This window comes from Flavipsychrobacter stenotrophus, assembly GCF_002954265.1.
Lineage (GTDB): Bacteria > Bacteroidota > Bacteroidia > Chitinophagales > Chitinophagaceae > Flavipsychrobacter > Flavipsychrobacter stenotrophus.
Window position 1 is genome coordinate 39412 of the sequence record NZ_PPSL01000010.1, and the last position, 15126, is coordinate 54537.

Annotated in this window: 14 protein-coding genes and 1 tRNA gene; 8 read left to right on the forward strand and 7 right to left on the reverse strand. The window is 41.1% G+C overall.

Features of this window, described 5'->3' with window-relative positions; translation table 11 throughout:
• Window positions 1-13: 13 nt before the first annotated feature.
• Window positions 14-625 carry a response regulator transcription factor gene (locus CJD36_RS21800; RefSeq protein ID WP_105041332.1) on the reverse strand — a complete coding sequence of 204 codons (612 nt, stop codon included), beginning with the start codon at window positions 623-625 and terminating at the stop codon, window positions 14-16.
• Between the two features lie 186 nt (window positions 626-811).
• On the opposite strand from CJD36_RS21800, the gene CJD36_RS21805 reads away from it, so the two are divergent.
• Complete coding sequence (locus tag CJD36_RS21805; RefSeq protein WP_105041333.1) at window positions 812-1627, forward strand: sensor histidine kinase; 816 nt, start codon at window positions 812-814, stop codon at window positions 1625-1627.
• Window positions 1628-1920: 293 nt separating this feature from the next.
• Here CJD36_RS21805 and CJD36_RS21810 read toward each other — a convergent pair whose 3' ends face one another.
• The 4 genes from CJD36_RS21810 to CJD36_RS21825 all read right to left on the reverse strand — a co-directional run bounded on the left by CJD36_RS21810 (window position 1921) and on the right by CJD36_RS21825 (window position 8303).
• Complete coding sequence (locus CJD36_RS21810; protein WP_105041334.1) at window positions 1921-2775, reverse strand: hypothetical protein; 855 nt, start codon at window positions 2773-2775, stop codon at window positions 1921-1923.
• A complete protein-coding gene (locus CJD36_RS21815) occupies window positions 2772-6452 on the reverse strand; it encodes an ATP-binding protein (protein WP_105041335.1) in 3681 nt (1226 codons plus the stop codon). The genes CJD36_RS21810 and CJD36_RS21815 overlap by 4 nt, the downstream gene beginning before the upstream one ends.
• On the reverse strand, window positions 6449-7006 hold the full coding sequence (locus CJD36_RS21820; RefSeq protein ID WP_105041336.1) for a condensin complex protein MksE: 558 nt from the start codon (window positions 7004-7006) through the stop codon (window positions 6449-6451). The genes CJD36_RS21815 and CJD36_RS21820 overlap by 4 nt, the downstream gene beginning before the upstream one ends.
• Before the next feature lie 97 nt (window positions 7007-7103).
• Complete coding sequence (locus CJD36_RS21825) at window positions 7104-8303, reverse strand: hypothetical protein (protein WP_105041337.1); 1200 nt, start codon at window positions 8301-8303, stop codon at window positions 7104-7106.
• A 351-nt stretch (window positions 8304-8654) separates the two neighbouring features.
• Here CJD36_RS21825 and CJD36_RS21830 point away from each other — a divergent pair.
• Window positions 8655-8729, forward strand: a tRNA-Met gene (locus tag CJD36_RS21830).
• Here the strand turns inward: CJD36_RS21830 and CJD36_RS24070 are convergent.
• Window positions 8686-10293 (reverse strand): recombinase family protein, encoded by a 1608-nt coding sequence (locus CJD36_RS24070; RefSeq protein WP_394337902.1) that lies wholly within the window; start codon window positions 10291-10293, stop codon window positions 8686-8688. The genes CJD36_RS21830 and CJD36_RS24070 overlap by 44 nt on opposite strands.
• Window positions 10290-10520: a hypothetical protein gene (locus CJD36_RS21840; RefSeq protein ID WP_105041338.1), complete on the reverse strand. Its 231-nt coding sequence runs from the start codon at window positions 10518-10520 to the stop codon at window positions 10290-10292. The genes CJD36_RS24070 and CJD36_RS21840 overlap by 4 nt, the downstream gene beginning before the upstream one ends.
• A gap of 539 nt (window positions 10521-11059) precedes the next feature.
• On the opposite strand from CJD36_RS21840, the gene CJD36_RS21845 reads away from it, so the two are divergent.
• From CJD36_RS21845 to CJD36_RS23560, 6 genes are all read left to right on the forward strand, one after another.
• The gene (locus tag CJD36_RS21845; protein ID WP_105041339.1) at window positions 11060-11785 is read left to right on the forward strand and encodes a DUF6088 family protein; all 726 of its coding nucleotides are present in this window, start codon (window positions 11060-11062) and stop codon (window positions 11783-11785) included.
• 2 nt (window positions 11786-11787) lie between these two features.
• Window positions 11788-12765, forward strand: coding sequence for a nucleotidyl transferase AbiEii/AbiGii toxin family protein (locus CJD36_RS21850; protein WP_105041340.1), 978 nt, complete (start codon window positions 11788-11790; stop codon window positions 12763-12765).
• A gap of 247 nt (window positions 12766-13012) precedes the next feature.
• Window positions 13013-13462, forward strand: coding sequence for a hypothetical protein (locus tag CJD36_RS21855; protein WP_133162755.1), 450 nt, complete (start codon window positions 13013-13015; stop codon window positions 13460-13462).
• A gap of 110 nt (window positions 13463-13572) precedes the next feature.
• On the forward strand, window positions 13573-14298 hold the full coding sequence (locus tag CJD36_RS21860) for a hypothetical protein (protein ID WP_105041342.1): 726 nt from the start codon (window positions 13573-13575) through the stop codon (window positions 14296-14298).
• 21 nt (window positions 14299-14319) lie between these two features.
• Complete coding sequence (locus tag CJD36_RS23555; RefSeq protein WP_205685681.1) at window positions 14320-14550, forward strand: metallophosphoesterase; 231 nt, start codon at window positions 14320-14322, stop codon at window positions 14548-14550.
• Window positions 14551-14695: 145 nt separating this feature from the next.
• Complete coding sequence (locus CJD36_RS23560; protein ID WP_205685682.1) at window positions 14696-15079, forward strand: metallophosphoesterase family protein; 384 nt, start codon at window positions 14696-14698, stop codon at window positions 15077-15079.
• Window positions 15080-15126 lie beyond the last annotated feature (47 nt).

The following is a 15126-nucleotide window of genomic DNA, read 5'->3' on the forward strand; positions in this document are numbered from 1 at the left end:
GTTACGGTGTGTACTAAAAACTGATGTTATATAATAAAGCCAGTTCCAGCAATTGTGTAATAGATTCTGTTTCAGTTTTATCAAATATTCGCTTCTTCACTGTAGATATAGTACTGGTACTAAGATTCAGTGTATTAGCTATATCGTTGGTATGATGCCCGTTGAGCAGGTAATGTAATATCTCTAACTCTCTGGGAGCCAAAATTGTAAATGGATTCTTTTGAACCAGTTCATCAACGTCTCCCGCGGGTGCAGGTTCATCGTTAAGAAACCTTTGTATGTATTGCAATGACTTATCTTCCTCTTGCGATTTATTGAGATAATAGTGAATATTGTACTGTTTAAAGGCATCGGCATATACCTCACTGAGTTGCATAGAAAAGATCATGATCTTCAGATCGGGGTACAGCTTCCTTATTGTAGGCACTATCTCTAATGCTGTGCCATCAGAAAATATCATATCCAGTATCAGGTGAGAACATGGCCCGTTCTTCAATTCAATCATCAGACCATTGCAACTATTAACCTCCGTTACATTTTTACAATGCAGCTGAGATCTTAATAAAAGCTTCATCCCCTTCCTTATCATACTATGATCGTCTGCAATTATGATATCGGGCTGCATAGATATTTATATAGAAAATTTTATATTCATAAAGTATTTATTATTAAATCCATACTTCATTTTCCTGCTACAAAGGTGCTATTTTTAAAATAATGCCAAGTCGAAATTTTTCTACACATAAGAGCCAACTAAGTGTGTAAGATTGCAGTGTAGTTTACAACATCTTCTACTTCTTTTTCTAACGCCATGACTAACAATTCATTACACAAACCGAAAGGGGATAAAAACTCATTAATAGCTAATTTTAAAAAATCTGATCCCATTCAACAAAAATTAGATAACGCTGAAGCTAGAATTGCTTTACTTGAACAAAAATGCAGCCATAAAGATAAGATTCTTGCGGTATTAGCGCATGATCTGAGAAGTCCGTTATCTTCTATATCAGGACTTATATCTGTATTTGAAGGTAAAGATGCGCAACGGGAACTGGAATTGCATGTTTCGGAACTAAAAACACAGCTCATTTCGGTAAACGAGTTAATGAACAACCTGCTGAGGTGGGCATCTCACTCTTTTGAAGATGCCTATTCCAGTCATGCCACTAATATAGACGCGGCATCTATACTGCGGCTTAACATGGAATTACTGGATTTTGTAGCCAAAGAAAAAAACATACAGCTGATCAACACTACCACAGGGCCAATTGAATTATTTGTCAATCAGGACCAGGTAGATATTATACTCCGAAACCTGCTGCTCAATGCCGTAAAATTCACAGGCTCTGGCGGAACAATTACTATAAGCAGTCAGGTCAATAATAACAACACAGAGATCACTATAACCGATACAGGCGTGGGTATGAGTCCGCAACAGCTGGGTACCCTATTTTCCAGCACTCATTTCAGTAACTATGGCACTTCAGGCGAAAAAGGTTTTGGGCTGGGGTTGCTGCTATGTAAAGAATACCTCGATATTAACAATGGAACCATAACCATAACCAGCGAACTGAACAAAGGCACTGCGATAACCATAATGCTACCTTCCGCTATCAATGATCAATGAATACGGTTTATATAGCAGACATACTATTGTCAATACCTCAAAAACATACACATAACTACTTTGCTATTGACCACCTACAAATATATCCCAAAGCTCCTCCTTACCATGAATCCCGGCTACTGAATGAGCATAGCTGAGACTGGTCGGTCCTGCCCCGTCAGCAGGACCGACCGGGGGAGTTCGTTAACGGAATTGGGATAGACTTCAAATAACAACTAACTCACCAGATCAAGGCAACGACGATTTACAATCTTCCCTTTGCACCGCTCGCTTATTCCGCCGACGCATCGCTCTTATAACACGATTCCTATAAGAAGCTCCTGCTCCAGCCATTTCTTGTATTTATGCAGTAGGACTATGAGATCAAGGATACCTTGTTCTACTGTACTGATGTCATTGAGCTTTTGGCGGTCGTACAGACCTTTATTCCCATATTTTTCCAGTAATGCTTCAATATTATCAGGAACATAGAACGATGCCCGGATGCCCAGGTGCTTCTTGTACTCCTGCATGTAAATATTGATACCTGCAAAGTCAAGATCGCCAAAGTGCAGGTAGTTGTTAGGTATAGTTAGCAGCCATTTAATTACATCCCTACTCTGCTCCTGCGGGTAGCGGGAAATGAATAATGGCTTTATACCCTTGAAAAGGTGTTGCTGCTTTTCTATCCACCTGAAGTTCTCTGCATTCTCAATGCCTACTATAACCACATCCGCCGCAGGTATTAACTTTTCAAAATCATAGATGAATTGAAAGGTGCCTGGCTCGGGGTTAATAGTAATTGCCTTACTGTTGAGTGAGGCATCTATCGGCAGGTAACTGTTAACGAGGAAGCCCTTAAAAGTGCGTTTGGACTGTAACTTGGAATCGTTACCGGCAAGCACAAGGTCGGTGCGTGTAGCCTGATCATTCTTTAGGGTATTAATATAGGCTGAAACGTCATTGATCTGAAAACGGTTAAACAACCAATTGGCTATGGCTGTTTTATCAACAATGTATAACAGGCTTTTTGTGCGGCCTGTAATACGCACCAAAACAATACCCTCATTGATGAGCTCATCAATGAGGGTATGTCTTGCCTGACTGGCGGGGAGTTGTTCCCCGTCAATCAGTTGGAGTAGTTTTTCAGCTATACTAAGCGTTATCATGCTGTTGCCAATGCTTCACTTCCTTTTTTGATCAACTTCTTAATGGTCGTCACGTGCTTACTGTCCTTGCTCAGCAGGTAGGTATACCTGTAGTCTGTAGCGTTGAACGATGTTGGTGAACTATTGATAAGCAGGATATTTCTGTCGTTGGCAAACTTAAGGATACCCTTTACATTGTTAGGGTGAAGCTTACCAATTTCATCCATCATACAATGCATACGGAAGTCTTTAAAGCGCTTGGATGCACTGTCTTTGAATACATTGAGCAGCATGATGTTGACCATTGCTTTCACCAGTATGTCCGTACCTTCAGAGCCTACGTTGGCCAGTTTTTCTACCCATCCGCTGTCGTTGTCATTCTCCACTATCCTGAACTGCAACTCGAAAGAATCGGCAAGGCCTATCTCTTTCTCTTTTCTTGAGCCTATCTCCTTCGCGAAGTCTTTAAGCAGGGTGATCGCTTTCTTGTTCTGCGCTTCGTTGTCTCCAGACGAGAAGAGATCTACCACACCAAGGCTAAGCCCGCTGCCGTCGTTGAACTGGCGTATGGCCTGCAGCAATGCAACAACGTTGTTTTTGCTTTCAGACAGCTGCAACTTTATGCTCTTGATAACACCTGCAAAATTGCGCTCTTCAAAGTCGCGGTTGATGTGTGTGATCACTTTTTGTATCTCACCGCCTTTAGAGGTAAGCTCATTGGTCTCCTTCCCTATCTGGCGTATTAGGGTAGCAAAGCGTTCATTGACCCGCTTTTCGTACTGTACTATTTTATTCTCTTCCAAAAACTCACTCAGCATTTCGGCAAACTCAATAAAGTCTTTCGGCTCTTGCAAGTTGGTCTTAAAGTGGAATACATTCTGCTCGGAGAAATTACCATTGAATTTCCTGATGGCCGAGTAGAGGTCGTTGTAACGCTCTATGATCGTATAGATCTTCCCGTTCAGCGCTTCTATCAGTGATTTCAGGCCGGCGTTGTTCTCCACCCTATCCGGCAACAGTCCTTCAAACTCTGCGATCTGCTTGTAATGATCTGTCTGCTTGAAACTGTCGAAAGTAGCCAGACCGTCGGTCATAATATTCAGGCGGCCGGTAAGTTCGTTAATTTCGGTAGCCAGTAAGTCTATCTCGCGCTGCAACTTTTGTTTTTGCAGGTTATATTTTTCCTGCTCATTCTCCAGCTGCGTTTCTTTCAATCGCTTGTCAGTTTTGAAAGAATCGACATTATCTAATAACTCGCGTTTATCTTTATTGTACTCGGCAACCCTATCTCTGTTCGCATTGATATAGTCCAGCTCCCTTTGCAAACTGCCCAGCTCCCTGTCTATATCTGCCATGCGCACCACATCAGCGCCTTCTTTTTCAAGGTTCTGCGTCTGTTGTTGCTTTATATCGGCTATCCTGTCGGCAGTTTCCTGCTTCCGGGTCTTTAGTTCTTCTGTCGCTTCGGTTACCAGTTCTTTTATGCGGGTATCTTCAGCGCGTATCTTACGGTTCTGCTCGCGCTCTTTGTTCTCCAGCTGCTTCTCCATGCTGCTCCTCACCTGTTCCAGTTCCTTTTCTTCCCTGGCCAGTTCATCAGCAGCGGTGATCATCTCTTCAGCAACCTGCGCCAATAATTGTTCCTTTTCTTCACCGGCTTTCCGCACCAGGTCAGCATACTTTACTTCGTTGGTCTGCAACTGCCCCTTGTGGCGCTGCAACTCATACTCCATCTGTCTGCGGCTGTTGTTCAGCTCCTTTATTTTCCCCTGGTAGCGCGATCTTAGTTTGTTGCTTTCATCATCGCGCTCTTCTATCAGTTTGGCAATATTGGCCCTGTTGGCTTCGGCCTTTTGCAGCCACTCGCCACGCTCCAACTCATAGTCAGCAACGGTCTTTACTTTCTTACCTATGTCTTCCAGGTTTATCTTCAGTCCGTAAACGCTGTCATTGGCGCCTTCGGTATACGATGGTGACAGGTCGGGCTGAAATAAGACCGTTTCTTCATCTATGATCTTACCTATGTTGTTTTCCCAGCCTTGCACATTGGTACTTAGCCAGCCATAAAGAGAATCTTTGTTCTTCTCTAGCTTGGCGGCAATAGACTCTATGGCAGCAGTAAACTGCTTACTGTCATCATGCAGCTTTTCTATTTTCCGATCGAATATACCTGTACTCTTTTCCGCATCCAGTTCCCATTGCTTTTGCATGGTTTCCGACTGCTTCTTTGAATCAGCTATTTCAATTTCACCGTTCTTCAGCTTCTGCTGCAGGGTGGCTATTTCGCCCTTTACCAGTTCTATCTCCTGCTCAAAATAGCGTTGCAATTGTATCTTCTGCTTCTTCAGCTTCAGATCGTGTATGTTGTCTTTCTTTTGAGTAATGGTATTGCGGGCCACCTCCAGCGCTTCCTGGTGCTGTGTGCGAATTTCAGCAAATGCCAGTTTATACTCTTCGGTGGTGTCATCTTTGAACTGCAAAAACTCTTCGCGCAATTTGTTCTTGCGCACAAGGTTGGTGCTTTCAAAACGGGCCAGTTCATTTTGTTGCTGCTGTATCAATGCCTTGTAACGGCCGTTGATCTCCGTAAATCTTGTGTTCAGCAGCTCGCGCTCAGTCCTCAGCCTGTCGCGCTCTTCTTCCACCCTGTCTTTCTTGTCTACGCGCTGTATAATAGAGGCAATGTCTATGCTTTCATAATACTCAGCCCTAACTTTTATCTTCTTCAGGTCATTATCCAGGATATTGATCTGCTTTTGTATATCCTCGCGCTTGGCCTTGAACTTATCCTTCAGTTCATCAGCCTTCTGTTGCAGTGTCTGGCGCTGCTTATCCTGCTGGTCGCGTTTCTTTTCTATTTTTGGTTGCTCGTCTACAGCTATACCACGAGCGTGAAACAGCTGTACCGCAGTTTCTTTCTTCTCTTTGTTGAGTGATATGATGGCGGCATGTCCGCGGGCAATGGTCTCAGCCATTTTGCGCACAGGTATTTCGCCACTCTTGTTAGCTTCAGTCCACTTGTTGATGTCCGCCAGCTGAGTATCGAAATCCTTCAGGTGCAGTGCATACTTATCCAGGTCTATCTTCACATCTTCTTCATTCAAAGACATGATGATGGTCTGCTTAATGAATTCCGCATCCAGCTTACTGTTCAGGAATACATTCTGTATGGTACGCGGCAGGTTCTGGTACTGGCGACTTTCTATGATAGCATATTTCCTGAATTCCTTATCCAACCCCAGGTTGTTGCCATACAATATATCGCGGTACTCTTCATACCTGTCTATCTTGCGGGTGTAGCCCACCTTCTTGCCCAGCACTTCTCTTATGCCGTCCCACGCCATGGCTTTGCCGTCACTGTCAATATAATGTTCCTGCTGGTACTCACTGTTAATAAAACGGAAGCACGCCCTACCCTGCGACTTGAACGCCATAATGCAATACGTGCCGGTTTCGCGCACCACCTCATATATCACATAAGAATTGCCAAAAGGGAAATAGTACTCGTCAAATGTCTTTTTACCCTTCTCTATACCCAGCTTTAATTTATCAGCATTGTAAAAGAAAAGTATGGCCCTCAGGCTTGTGCTCTTACCCACACCCTGCGTACCTATAAAGTGTACATTGCCATCAATAGCCACCTCGGCATACTTCACATTGGCACTGTTAATAAAAATAATCCTGTTTAAATATCTCATTTCTGTGCTGAATCGGGAATGTTAATTGATAATACCAGGCGCTCCATATACTGAAACGATGATAGTACTTTGTAGCTGTTCGATATTTCATTTTCCAACTCTATGAAATAATCGCGCCCCAGCTGCTCCAGCACTTTTTCTAAAATTTCAGCGTGTTTTTCCTTACCACCGGCATATTTTTTCAGGCCCTCCAGTTTGTTCTTCATGTCCACATCTACCGACAAGCGTATAAGTATGTCGGACGGTGTGAACCTGTAACCCGGCCCAAATGAATGGTCGAAGGTTTTAAAGAAATCCAGCATATCTATCCATTTGTAGGCAGCCAGTATTTTACGCTCCAGGTCGGTCTTGTTCTCCAGCCTGGTAAACATATAATACTCGTCACCTTTTTCAAGGCTCAGGTTAATGGCCTTAAAATAGTCATACAGGTCTTCAAAATTCTCGTCAATTATATTATATAGTTTCCTTGTGCTATCCTTGGTACTGTTGGAGCAGATGAACTGTCCCTTACTGAGTATCTCAAATATGTCGGAAGTTTGTTTAGGTACCGGCATTTTTTTTAAGTTAAAAGTCAAAAGTTAAAACCAAAAAGTGTGCAGTAGTCGCCCTGTCTCTTTAGTGTTCTATTCTTTGATAGACCCTATTACACATTTACTTCGGGTATATCATTGCAAACTCTACATCCTGCCTGTTGTTGTATGCGTCGGTTATTTTAAATAGTGTGTCGTACTGCGATACCATCTGGCAGTAGATGGTAATACACTCATCAAAGGTCACTTCGCGGCCATAGTCGTAGTTAACTATAAAGTCGAAGAGGTTATTACCACTAGCCAGGAAGCCATTCTTCACCTCATCCAGGTTGATCTGTATCTCCTCCTGCACCTGTGTTTCCAGGTACTCGTCAGAAATGCCCTCGGCCATTGGCTGGTTGGTCTTCACATTGCTGTGCTTGCCTTTGGCCACCTTCCTTATAATGTTCAGTGCATCACTATCTGTCTGCAACTGGTCTAACGGAATATTGAGCGGATAAGTAGGATTAGGCTCAAACACAACAGCTGTATTCTCGGCAAGTATCGCCTTTATGTCTGTCTTGCTCCGCAGCTCGAATTGGTCTTTCAGGTACTTTATCTGCCGTAGCTTCTCTATTACCCCGCTATGATGTTTTATCCTGTTCAGATACTCTATGATCTGCCGCTGAATGTCTATGAGGTTGTGCCTGCATTCATTCAGTTGCAGCTTGAGTACAACGATCAGCCTGTTGAGCTCTTCATCGGCAGCCACTCTAAAGAAAGTAACTTCATCCTCACCAGATACCAATGCGTCTGTTTCGTTGATCAGCTTATAAACGGTCGCCCTTTTATCATCCAGGTGCTCCAACTTGGTTTGCTTTATCTTGTAGTTAGGCTCGTTCTTAAAGGTGTTATCAATGTTCCTGTTCAGATCTACCACATTACGCAGGGCAATGACACCTATCTTCCTCAATGCCTGTTTTACCTGGCGCAGGTAACTATACTTACGGCCTTCATTATTTTCCTGCAGATAGTAAATAATGTTCTGCTTTATGTTCTGTATGTGTTCATTGATGTAAGAGGCATTGATCTCCTCATTTACCTCCATCACCTGCTCAAAAAACTGCAGGAACACATCATCCAGCTCCAGGTTATTGCCATTCTGCCGCACCACTGCATAGTCCACCAGGGCAGTTATCTTATCTGCATCAAAGTCTACCAACTCCAGCGCATAGTCATAGTTAAAAGAGAGGATCTTCCTCTTTTCGAACAATTCACTAAGCAACTTTTGTTCCCTGCTAAGGGTAGCCAATAGCTGTTGTATGGACGAGAAAGTTTTCATAAGTCAGTGTGCAAATATAGTTGAACCATATGACCCCGAACGGAAAAGAAATCCACACAAATACCAACTAATTTATATTTATAAATATACAGTATGACGTGTATTTGAGGGAGAAATGAGGGGTACTTGTATTATGGTGTATTTGTTATACACATGTTGGTAAGGGTGATTTGAGAATGAGGGCCAGTCTAAGTTACTCAAAGAGAACCGGCAGGATAGCTGTTGGTGAGAAGACACAACATCGGCACATTAGAACGAGACATGGCAAGTGACATTGCAGATAAATAAATTTAGCAATAAAATAATTTAGTTTGGTGTGATGGAATAAACTCCGTACTTTTGCACCCACATCGCGAGATAGAGCAGCGGTAGCTCGTCGGGCTCATAACCCGAAGGTCACAGGTTCGATCCCTGTTCTCGCTACCAAAGAGGGAACATGCAATTCAAATTGCAGTTCCCTCTTTTCTTTTTCCCCTGAAAGCCTTGCCAGTCTTGCAAAGTAACGGAATGCCACATTTACTTTTGGGGTTCGACACTCGTCTTTTTTTCGATTGTAGTATATTCCTTCAGGAAAGACCATATACTGAAGTTCTTGTCTGTCATTGTAATCAGCGGAAGCCCATTCTGGAGCGAGTTTCGAGGTTGTTCTAAAGGCTGTGTCTATGTATAAATCAAGGTTCGACACCCTATTCCCAAATTTCGCCCGTTCCTTTTCAATATCCTTCTTTTCGTCAGTGAATTTCGCCTTGAATTTATCGAACATATCCCTGGTTATTTCCTCCAATACAAATCGTTCTTCAAGGCGTTCCAACTTCTTATCTACCTCCGCTAATTGCTTTTCGATATTATGAATGTTCTCTTCTTTCTGCTCATTCGACTTATTGTATTCCACAATCATCTGCTCTTTTATCAGGTACTGCATCGCCTCGTCAAATTCAAGGCAATACTCTGACAACGTTAGAGCAAAACGTTCGTGAAGGGTATCTGCCCTCATATTGCAGTTGCATCCCTTTGTGTTGCATTTGTAATAATACTTCTGATTCTTGTAAGCCTTGTATGCTCTGAGAAACTGCCCACACTCATCGCATTTATAAAACCGTTTAAGCGGTATTTCGTCATTCTCAGGATTAGTGCGATAACCCTGCTTATTTTCAGATAGAACGTCATTCGCTTCGAGGAACAGCTCTTTAGAGATCATCTTCTCATGATTACCCTCTATTACCTGTCCTTCCAGTGCGGTATGAACCATAAGACCGCAATAAAAAGGATTGCGGAAAAAGGCTGAAATTCTCTGATTAGTTATTTTCAGCCCTTGTGCAGCAAGCCTCCTGATAATCTCCTCGCTGGATACCTTTTCCTTGACTTTCCAGTGGAAGGCCTTTTTGAGCAGCCTACCATCCTTATTGAGCACAATAGACCGCTTGCCATTGGATTTGAGAATGTCATAACCAATAGGCGGAGCAGTAGGCCATTCACCACGCAGCAGCATTTCCTTTACACCGGCCATACATTTCTCCCTGCGCTGTTGGTTCTCGTACTCGCTAAATATGAACTGTATATTTTGTTGCAGACTTCCGCTTGCCGTTGATGCATCTGTAGGTTGTGTTACGGAACAAACCACTATACCCTGCTTCTTCAGTTGCTCAGCTATGTAGATAGCATTAGCACCGGAACGGCTGAACCGATCAACGCTATAAACTATGATGTGCGATATTTTCTCCCTGCTCTTCTTAAGAAAAGATAGCATGTTGTTGAACTGCTTTCTTTCATCGGTCTTTGCACTCTCAAACGTACCGCCGAAGCTGCCCATAATTTGAAGGTTCCCCTTTTTAGCAAACATTTCACAAGCTTTCCTCTGTGTATCGAGGCTTAAATTGTTGTCGGCCTGCTCCTTGGTTGAAACACGAGTATAGATAACGCAGTTACTTCCTTTAGTTTTTGCCTTATTTGAGCCTTTAGCAAAGGTTTTGAATAGTGTAATGTCGCTCATGCTGCTTTAGTTTGTTGATTATCAATGTGTAGTGCAATTTTCCTGCCAGATTTTTTCCTTTTAGAAACCACACTATAAATAAACCGAGTGTATTTCTTTATTGTGTCTATCAGTTCATTCACCTGCTCATCCGTGTAGTTTTTAAATTTCTCAAATTTCCTTACTTCTTCCGGGGTGATGTCATGTGTTCTGTTGTACGAATTTACGTTTCCTATCTTACTATTCATAAAGCTGCTTTGTTGTTTTCAATACAAAAATGTGGTTACTCAGACAGCCACTTTTACCAGGTTATGCCGAGATGTGATGAGCTGTGTTGACCATTGCTGAGTTATGTCGAAAAGTGTTGTTATGTGCGGATTACCTACGGAAGTTCAACCAGAATTAAGAAACGATAGGTAGTTCTTCCAATGTGATGATGGTGCAAAATGTAGAGATATATTCATGCCAAAGTATTTAAGAATAGTACTACAATTAGCACACCATAAAACAGTGTGTTTTTGACAAATTTTCCGGTTTAAATGAATTCTAATTCTCATCTAAATCCTCGCAAATCCCGGTCAAATGGTGTTCAAATGGAGAGATGTATATCTATTTTTAGCTTGTCAAATAGTCTTTATCAGATTTCTTGATTGTCATGAAATATTGGCAGGTATTCGCCGATAGGATGGGCAAAACATAACCAAATCAGATAGTACTTGCTATCTAATATGTCAAGTAAACTGCGCAAAATACTTGACATTTGATATAATTGCCTATCTTTGTAATTATGAGAGTGGCAGAAAAAATAGAAAAAATGATACTCAAAATGATTCCGGGCAATACTTTCAAATATCAAGAATTAGGTATTGCCAAGGATGAGTACAGCGCTGCAACCAAAGCAATTGAACGCCTGATAAAAAGGGAAGTCATTAAACGGGCATCTACAGGATTGTTTTATATACCGAAACAAACTGCGTTTGGCAATATTATGCCTAGGGAGGAAGAACTATTAAAGCCATACCTTTTTAATGGTGGTCAAAGAACTGCATATATCACTGGCATTACCCTGTATAATAGGATGGGTATAACTACACAAGTACCTAAAAACATAAGATTAGCAAGTAGGGATAAACGCATCGTTACAAAAATTGGTAGCGTTGAAGTAAAGTCGGTGAAAAGCTATGTGGAGGTTACTAATGAAAATTACTACTTATTGGAATTATTAGATGTTATTAAAGACTTTAAGACTATCCCAGATGCAGATAAAACTCAAACGATTCGTTTCCTATTGAATAAACTTGGCGAGCTTACTGTGAAAGAAAAAGAAAAATTAATTTGGATAGCACTCAAATATCCACCAAGAGTAAGAGCTTTGACAGGTGCTTTGCTTAGTGAGCTAAACCCTACCGACCTTTTGCAAGAATTAAAAAAAAGTATCAACCCTTTGACGATTTATAAGTACAAAATTACTTCACAACAATTGCCTACAATTGAAAACTGGAATATTCAATAGTTATGAACCTGCATAAAAACAAAGAACTTTTTCTGGATGCAATTATCGCTACATCTCAACGGTATAATATCCCGGAAATATACATTGAAAAGGATTATTGGGTAACCGTGGCCTTATATGCAATTTTTCATTCGAAAATTGCAGAACAGGCTGTGTTTAAAGGCGGTACGGCATTATCTAAATGTTACAAATTAGTCGAGCGTTTTTCTGAAGACGTAGATATAGTGGTGCTTCATAATGAAGGTGAATCAGCAAATAAGTTGAAAGCAAAATTGAAGGCGATAACCGATGTTGTAAATGGTGAAATGCCTGAGATCGAAATCCCTGGTATCACAAACAAAATGGGACAAATCCGCAAAACAGCCCACCAGTATAGCCGGGAAAACTTAAAAGGGACGTTTGGACAAGTAAGGGAGCATATTATTTTGGAAGCAAGTTGGCTTGGCAGCTCTGAACCGCACACAATGGCAAATGTAACCTGCTACGTTGTTGATATGATGTCGGCTGCCGGGCAGGCTGCAATGATTGAACAATACAATTTACAGCCATTTACAGTTAAGGTTTTAAGCAAGGAAAGGACACTCTGCGAAAAGATAATGAGCCTGGTACGTTTCTCCCAAACCGAAAATCCTTACACTGATCTGTCGAATAAGATCCGGCATATTTATGACATCCACATGATGCTGAAAGATGAGGGTGTAGCAAAATTCTTTGATAGTGCAGAATTCAATAGGTTGCTATCAGTTGTAGGCAATGACGATGTCATTAGCTTCAAAAACAATAATGTGTGGTTAAAAAACCACCCGAAGGAAGCCATCATATTCCGCCACCCTGCCGAAACATGGGAAAAGATAAAAACGGCGTACAATACAACATTCAAAGATTTGGTGGTGGGCGTTTTACCACCTGAAGGAGATTTAGTCAATACTTTGAAGCGGGTTGCAGACAGATTAATAAGTGTTACTTGGAGCGTACAATGAGAGTTTGGCTTCATTGCTTCATAACCTTTTGACCGAAGATATAGTTCGATTTTGAGGATATCGTCGGTCAAAAGGTTATGACTGATAATCAAAATTTGCAGCAACCCGTTCGGCGATACATTGCCTCCATATCAAACTTCTATTAGAATATATCGGCTACGATATGGCTACTTCATAGATTTCTCATAGATTTGACATGGTGGTATATTGGAAACAATTTGCTGGCGTGTCAATAACAGTTACTCTCATGGCTAAAACACAAGAAAACACCAGCGAAAACGCTCAAAAATCACGAGAACAACTGCAAAAAGATGTCAATTCTCTCAAGGAATTACTTCGGGAAGCGTATTTGGAGATACAAAAACTAAAAGAAGGCCTTCACAATTACGAAAATCCGGGCGATGGGTACAACAAACGCTGGACAATGGTTACCAAACTCGTTTTCCTGGTCGCCAAAGCAGGTAAACCTTTGCGCTCAGCAGAAATAATACCGCTTCTTACAGATCGGCAGCCGGAAATAATCAAGAAGCAGGATAGTTTGGAAAAGTATATCTCCGCTTTCCTGAATACAGCTATGAAACACGGTCGGCTAATTCCTTATAAATTGAAAGGTGTCCGTGGCAACTTCTATTGCCTGCCGGAATGGATGGATGAAGATGGTGAGTTGTTGCAGAAAATGAGACAAAAGGTATATTGACCAATAGGTGAAAATAACAACGAATTGACACGCCAAGATAACAGACAAGTAATAAACCAGAAACATTCTGGTTAAATGACATTTATAACATTGCGCCAATTACAGGCACAATGAAAACAGAGGATGATTTTAAAAGACTAAAAGAATCTCTTGAAAGTGAACACAACCGAGAGTTCACAGATGAAGAGGTGGAAAAGGCATTAGATGACCTCAAAGTATACGCACGTATTCTTTACAGTTTTGCAGAGAAAGAATTGCGGTTAGAAAATTTGTTGAAAGCAAACCCTGATGGCTTCCATTTTGATGGTAAAAACGGCAAATGCCAGATATGCGAAGAAGATGCATTCGGAGAAAACTCTTGGTATGACCAATATGGTCTCAAATGCGCAGTTTGCCAGAATGCAATTAATAACAATGTAGTACCTGCTGAAATTGCGAATAGTAGGGATAGTTGGTATAGCACAAATGAGTTAGAAAACTTTTTCAATATCAGTAGGTCAGAATTAAATCGCCATGTGAAAAGTAGCTTTCTAAAAGAAAGGAATATTACATCAACCAAAAAGAAAGTGCATTTACGCCTCTTCCTCCTCGAAGACAATAAAAGTGCTCTGCCACCTAAAGAACTGGTGAGTGGTAAAATAGTTCCTATGGATAGAAAAGGAGAACAATATTTCACTTATGCTATGTGGTACGAACACATCGATGATGAGGGTCTTGAACGTTTAAAAGAATACGGCATATTTAATTATTTACCAGATGCGTTCGCTAAACCACTAATAAATGGTGGTCATTTTTGCTACAAAGTTTCAAATCCGCTATTTGTTCCAAAGAAGTAATTATTCTTTTAGATTTATCAAATGGCACTCAAAATACAGTACTGCTCCGATCTCCATCTCGAATTCCGAGAAAACAATGCAATTCTTAAAAGGAATCTAATACCTCCTATGGGTCAAGTACTAATACTCGGCGGTGATATTATGCTGTTTTCTGAAATGCACAGAAATCAGGACTTCTTCAACTATGTCAGTGATAATTTCGAAACTACTTACTGGATACCGGGCAACCATGAATATTATCATAGCTCATGAACGGGTTGGAACAATAGATGAGAGTATACGGAGCAATGTTCACCTCGTCAATAATGTTACGCGTTTTCATGATGACGTAAAATTGATCTTTTCTACGATGTGGACAAAAATTAGTTTGTCAAATGCACGGTATATTGAGAGCAGTATGAACGATTTTCGTATAATAAAATACAAAGGATCCAAGCTTTCTACTGAAGTGTATAATAAACTACACGAAGATTGTTTGGTATTCATAAAAGCGGAGATCGAGAGTGATTTCAAGGGCAAAACAGTTGTAACTACACACCACATACCTACTTTTAAAAACTATCCTGAGCAATTCAAAGGTGATGTTTTAAATGAAGCTTTCGCTGTGGAACTTCACGATTATATTGCTCAGTCAAGAGTTTCTTGTTGGATATATGGCCATCATCATTCCAATATTCCCGACTATAAAATAGGCAATACACTCATGTTGACTAATCAACTAGGTTACGTCAAATACGGTGAACATAGAACCTTTAGGCCAGATAAAGCTATCGAGCTTTAGGAGGGAACGATCCTTTCACTATATATTCATACCTCGTCGAAGGTTAT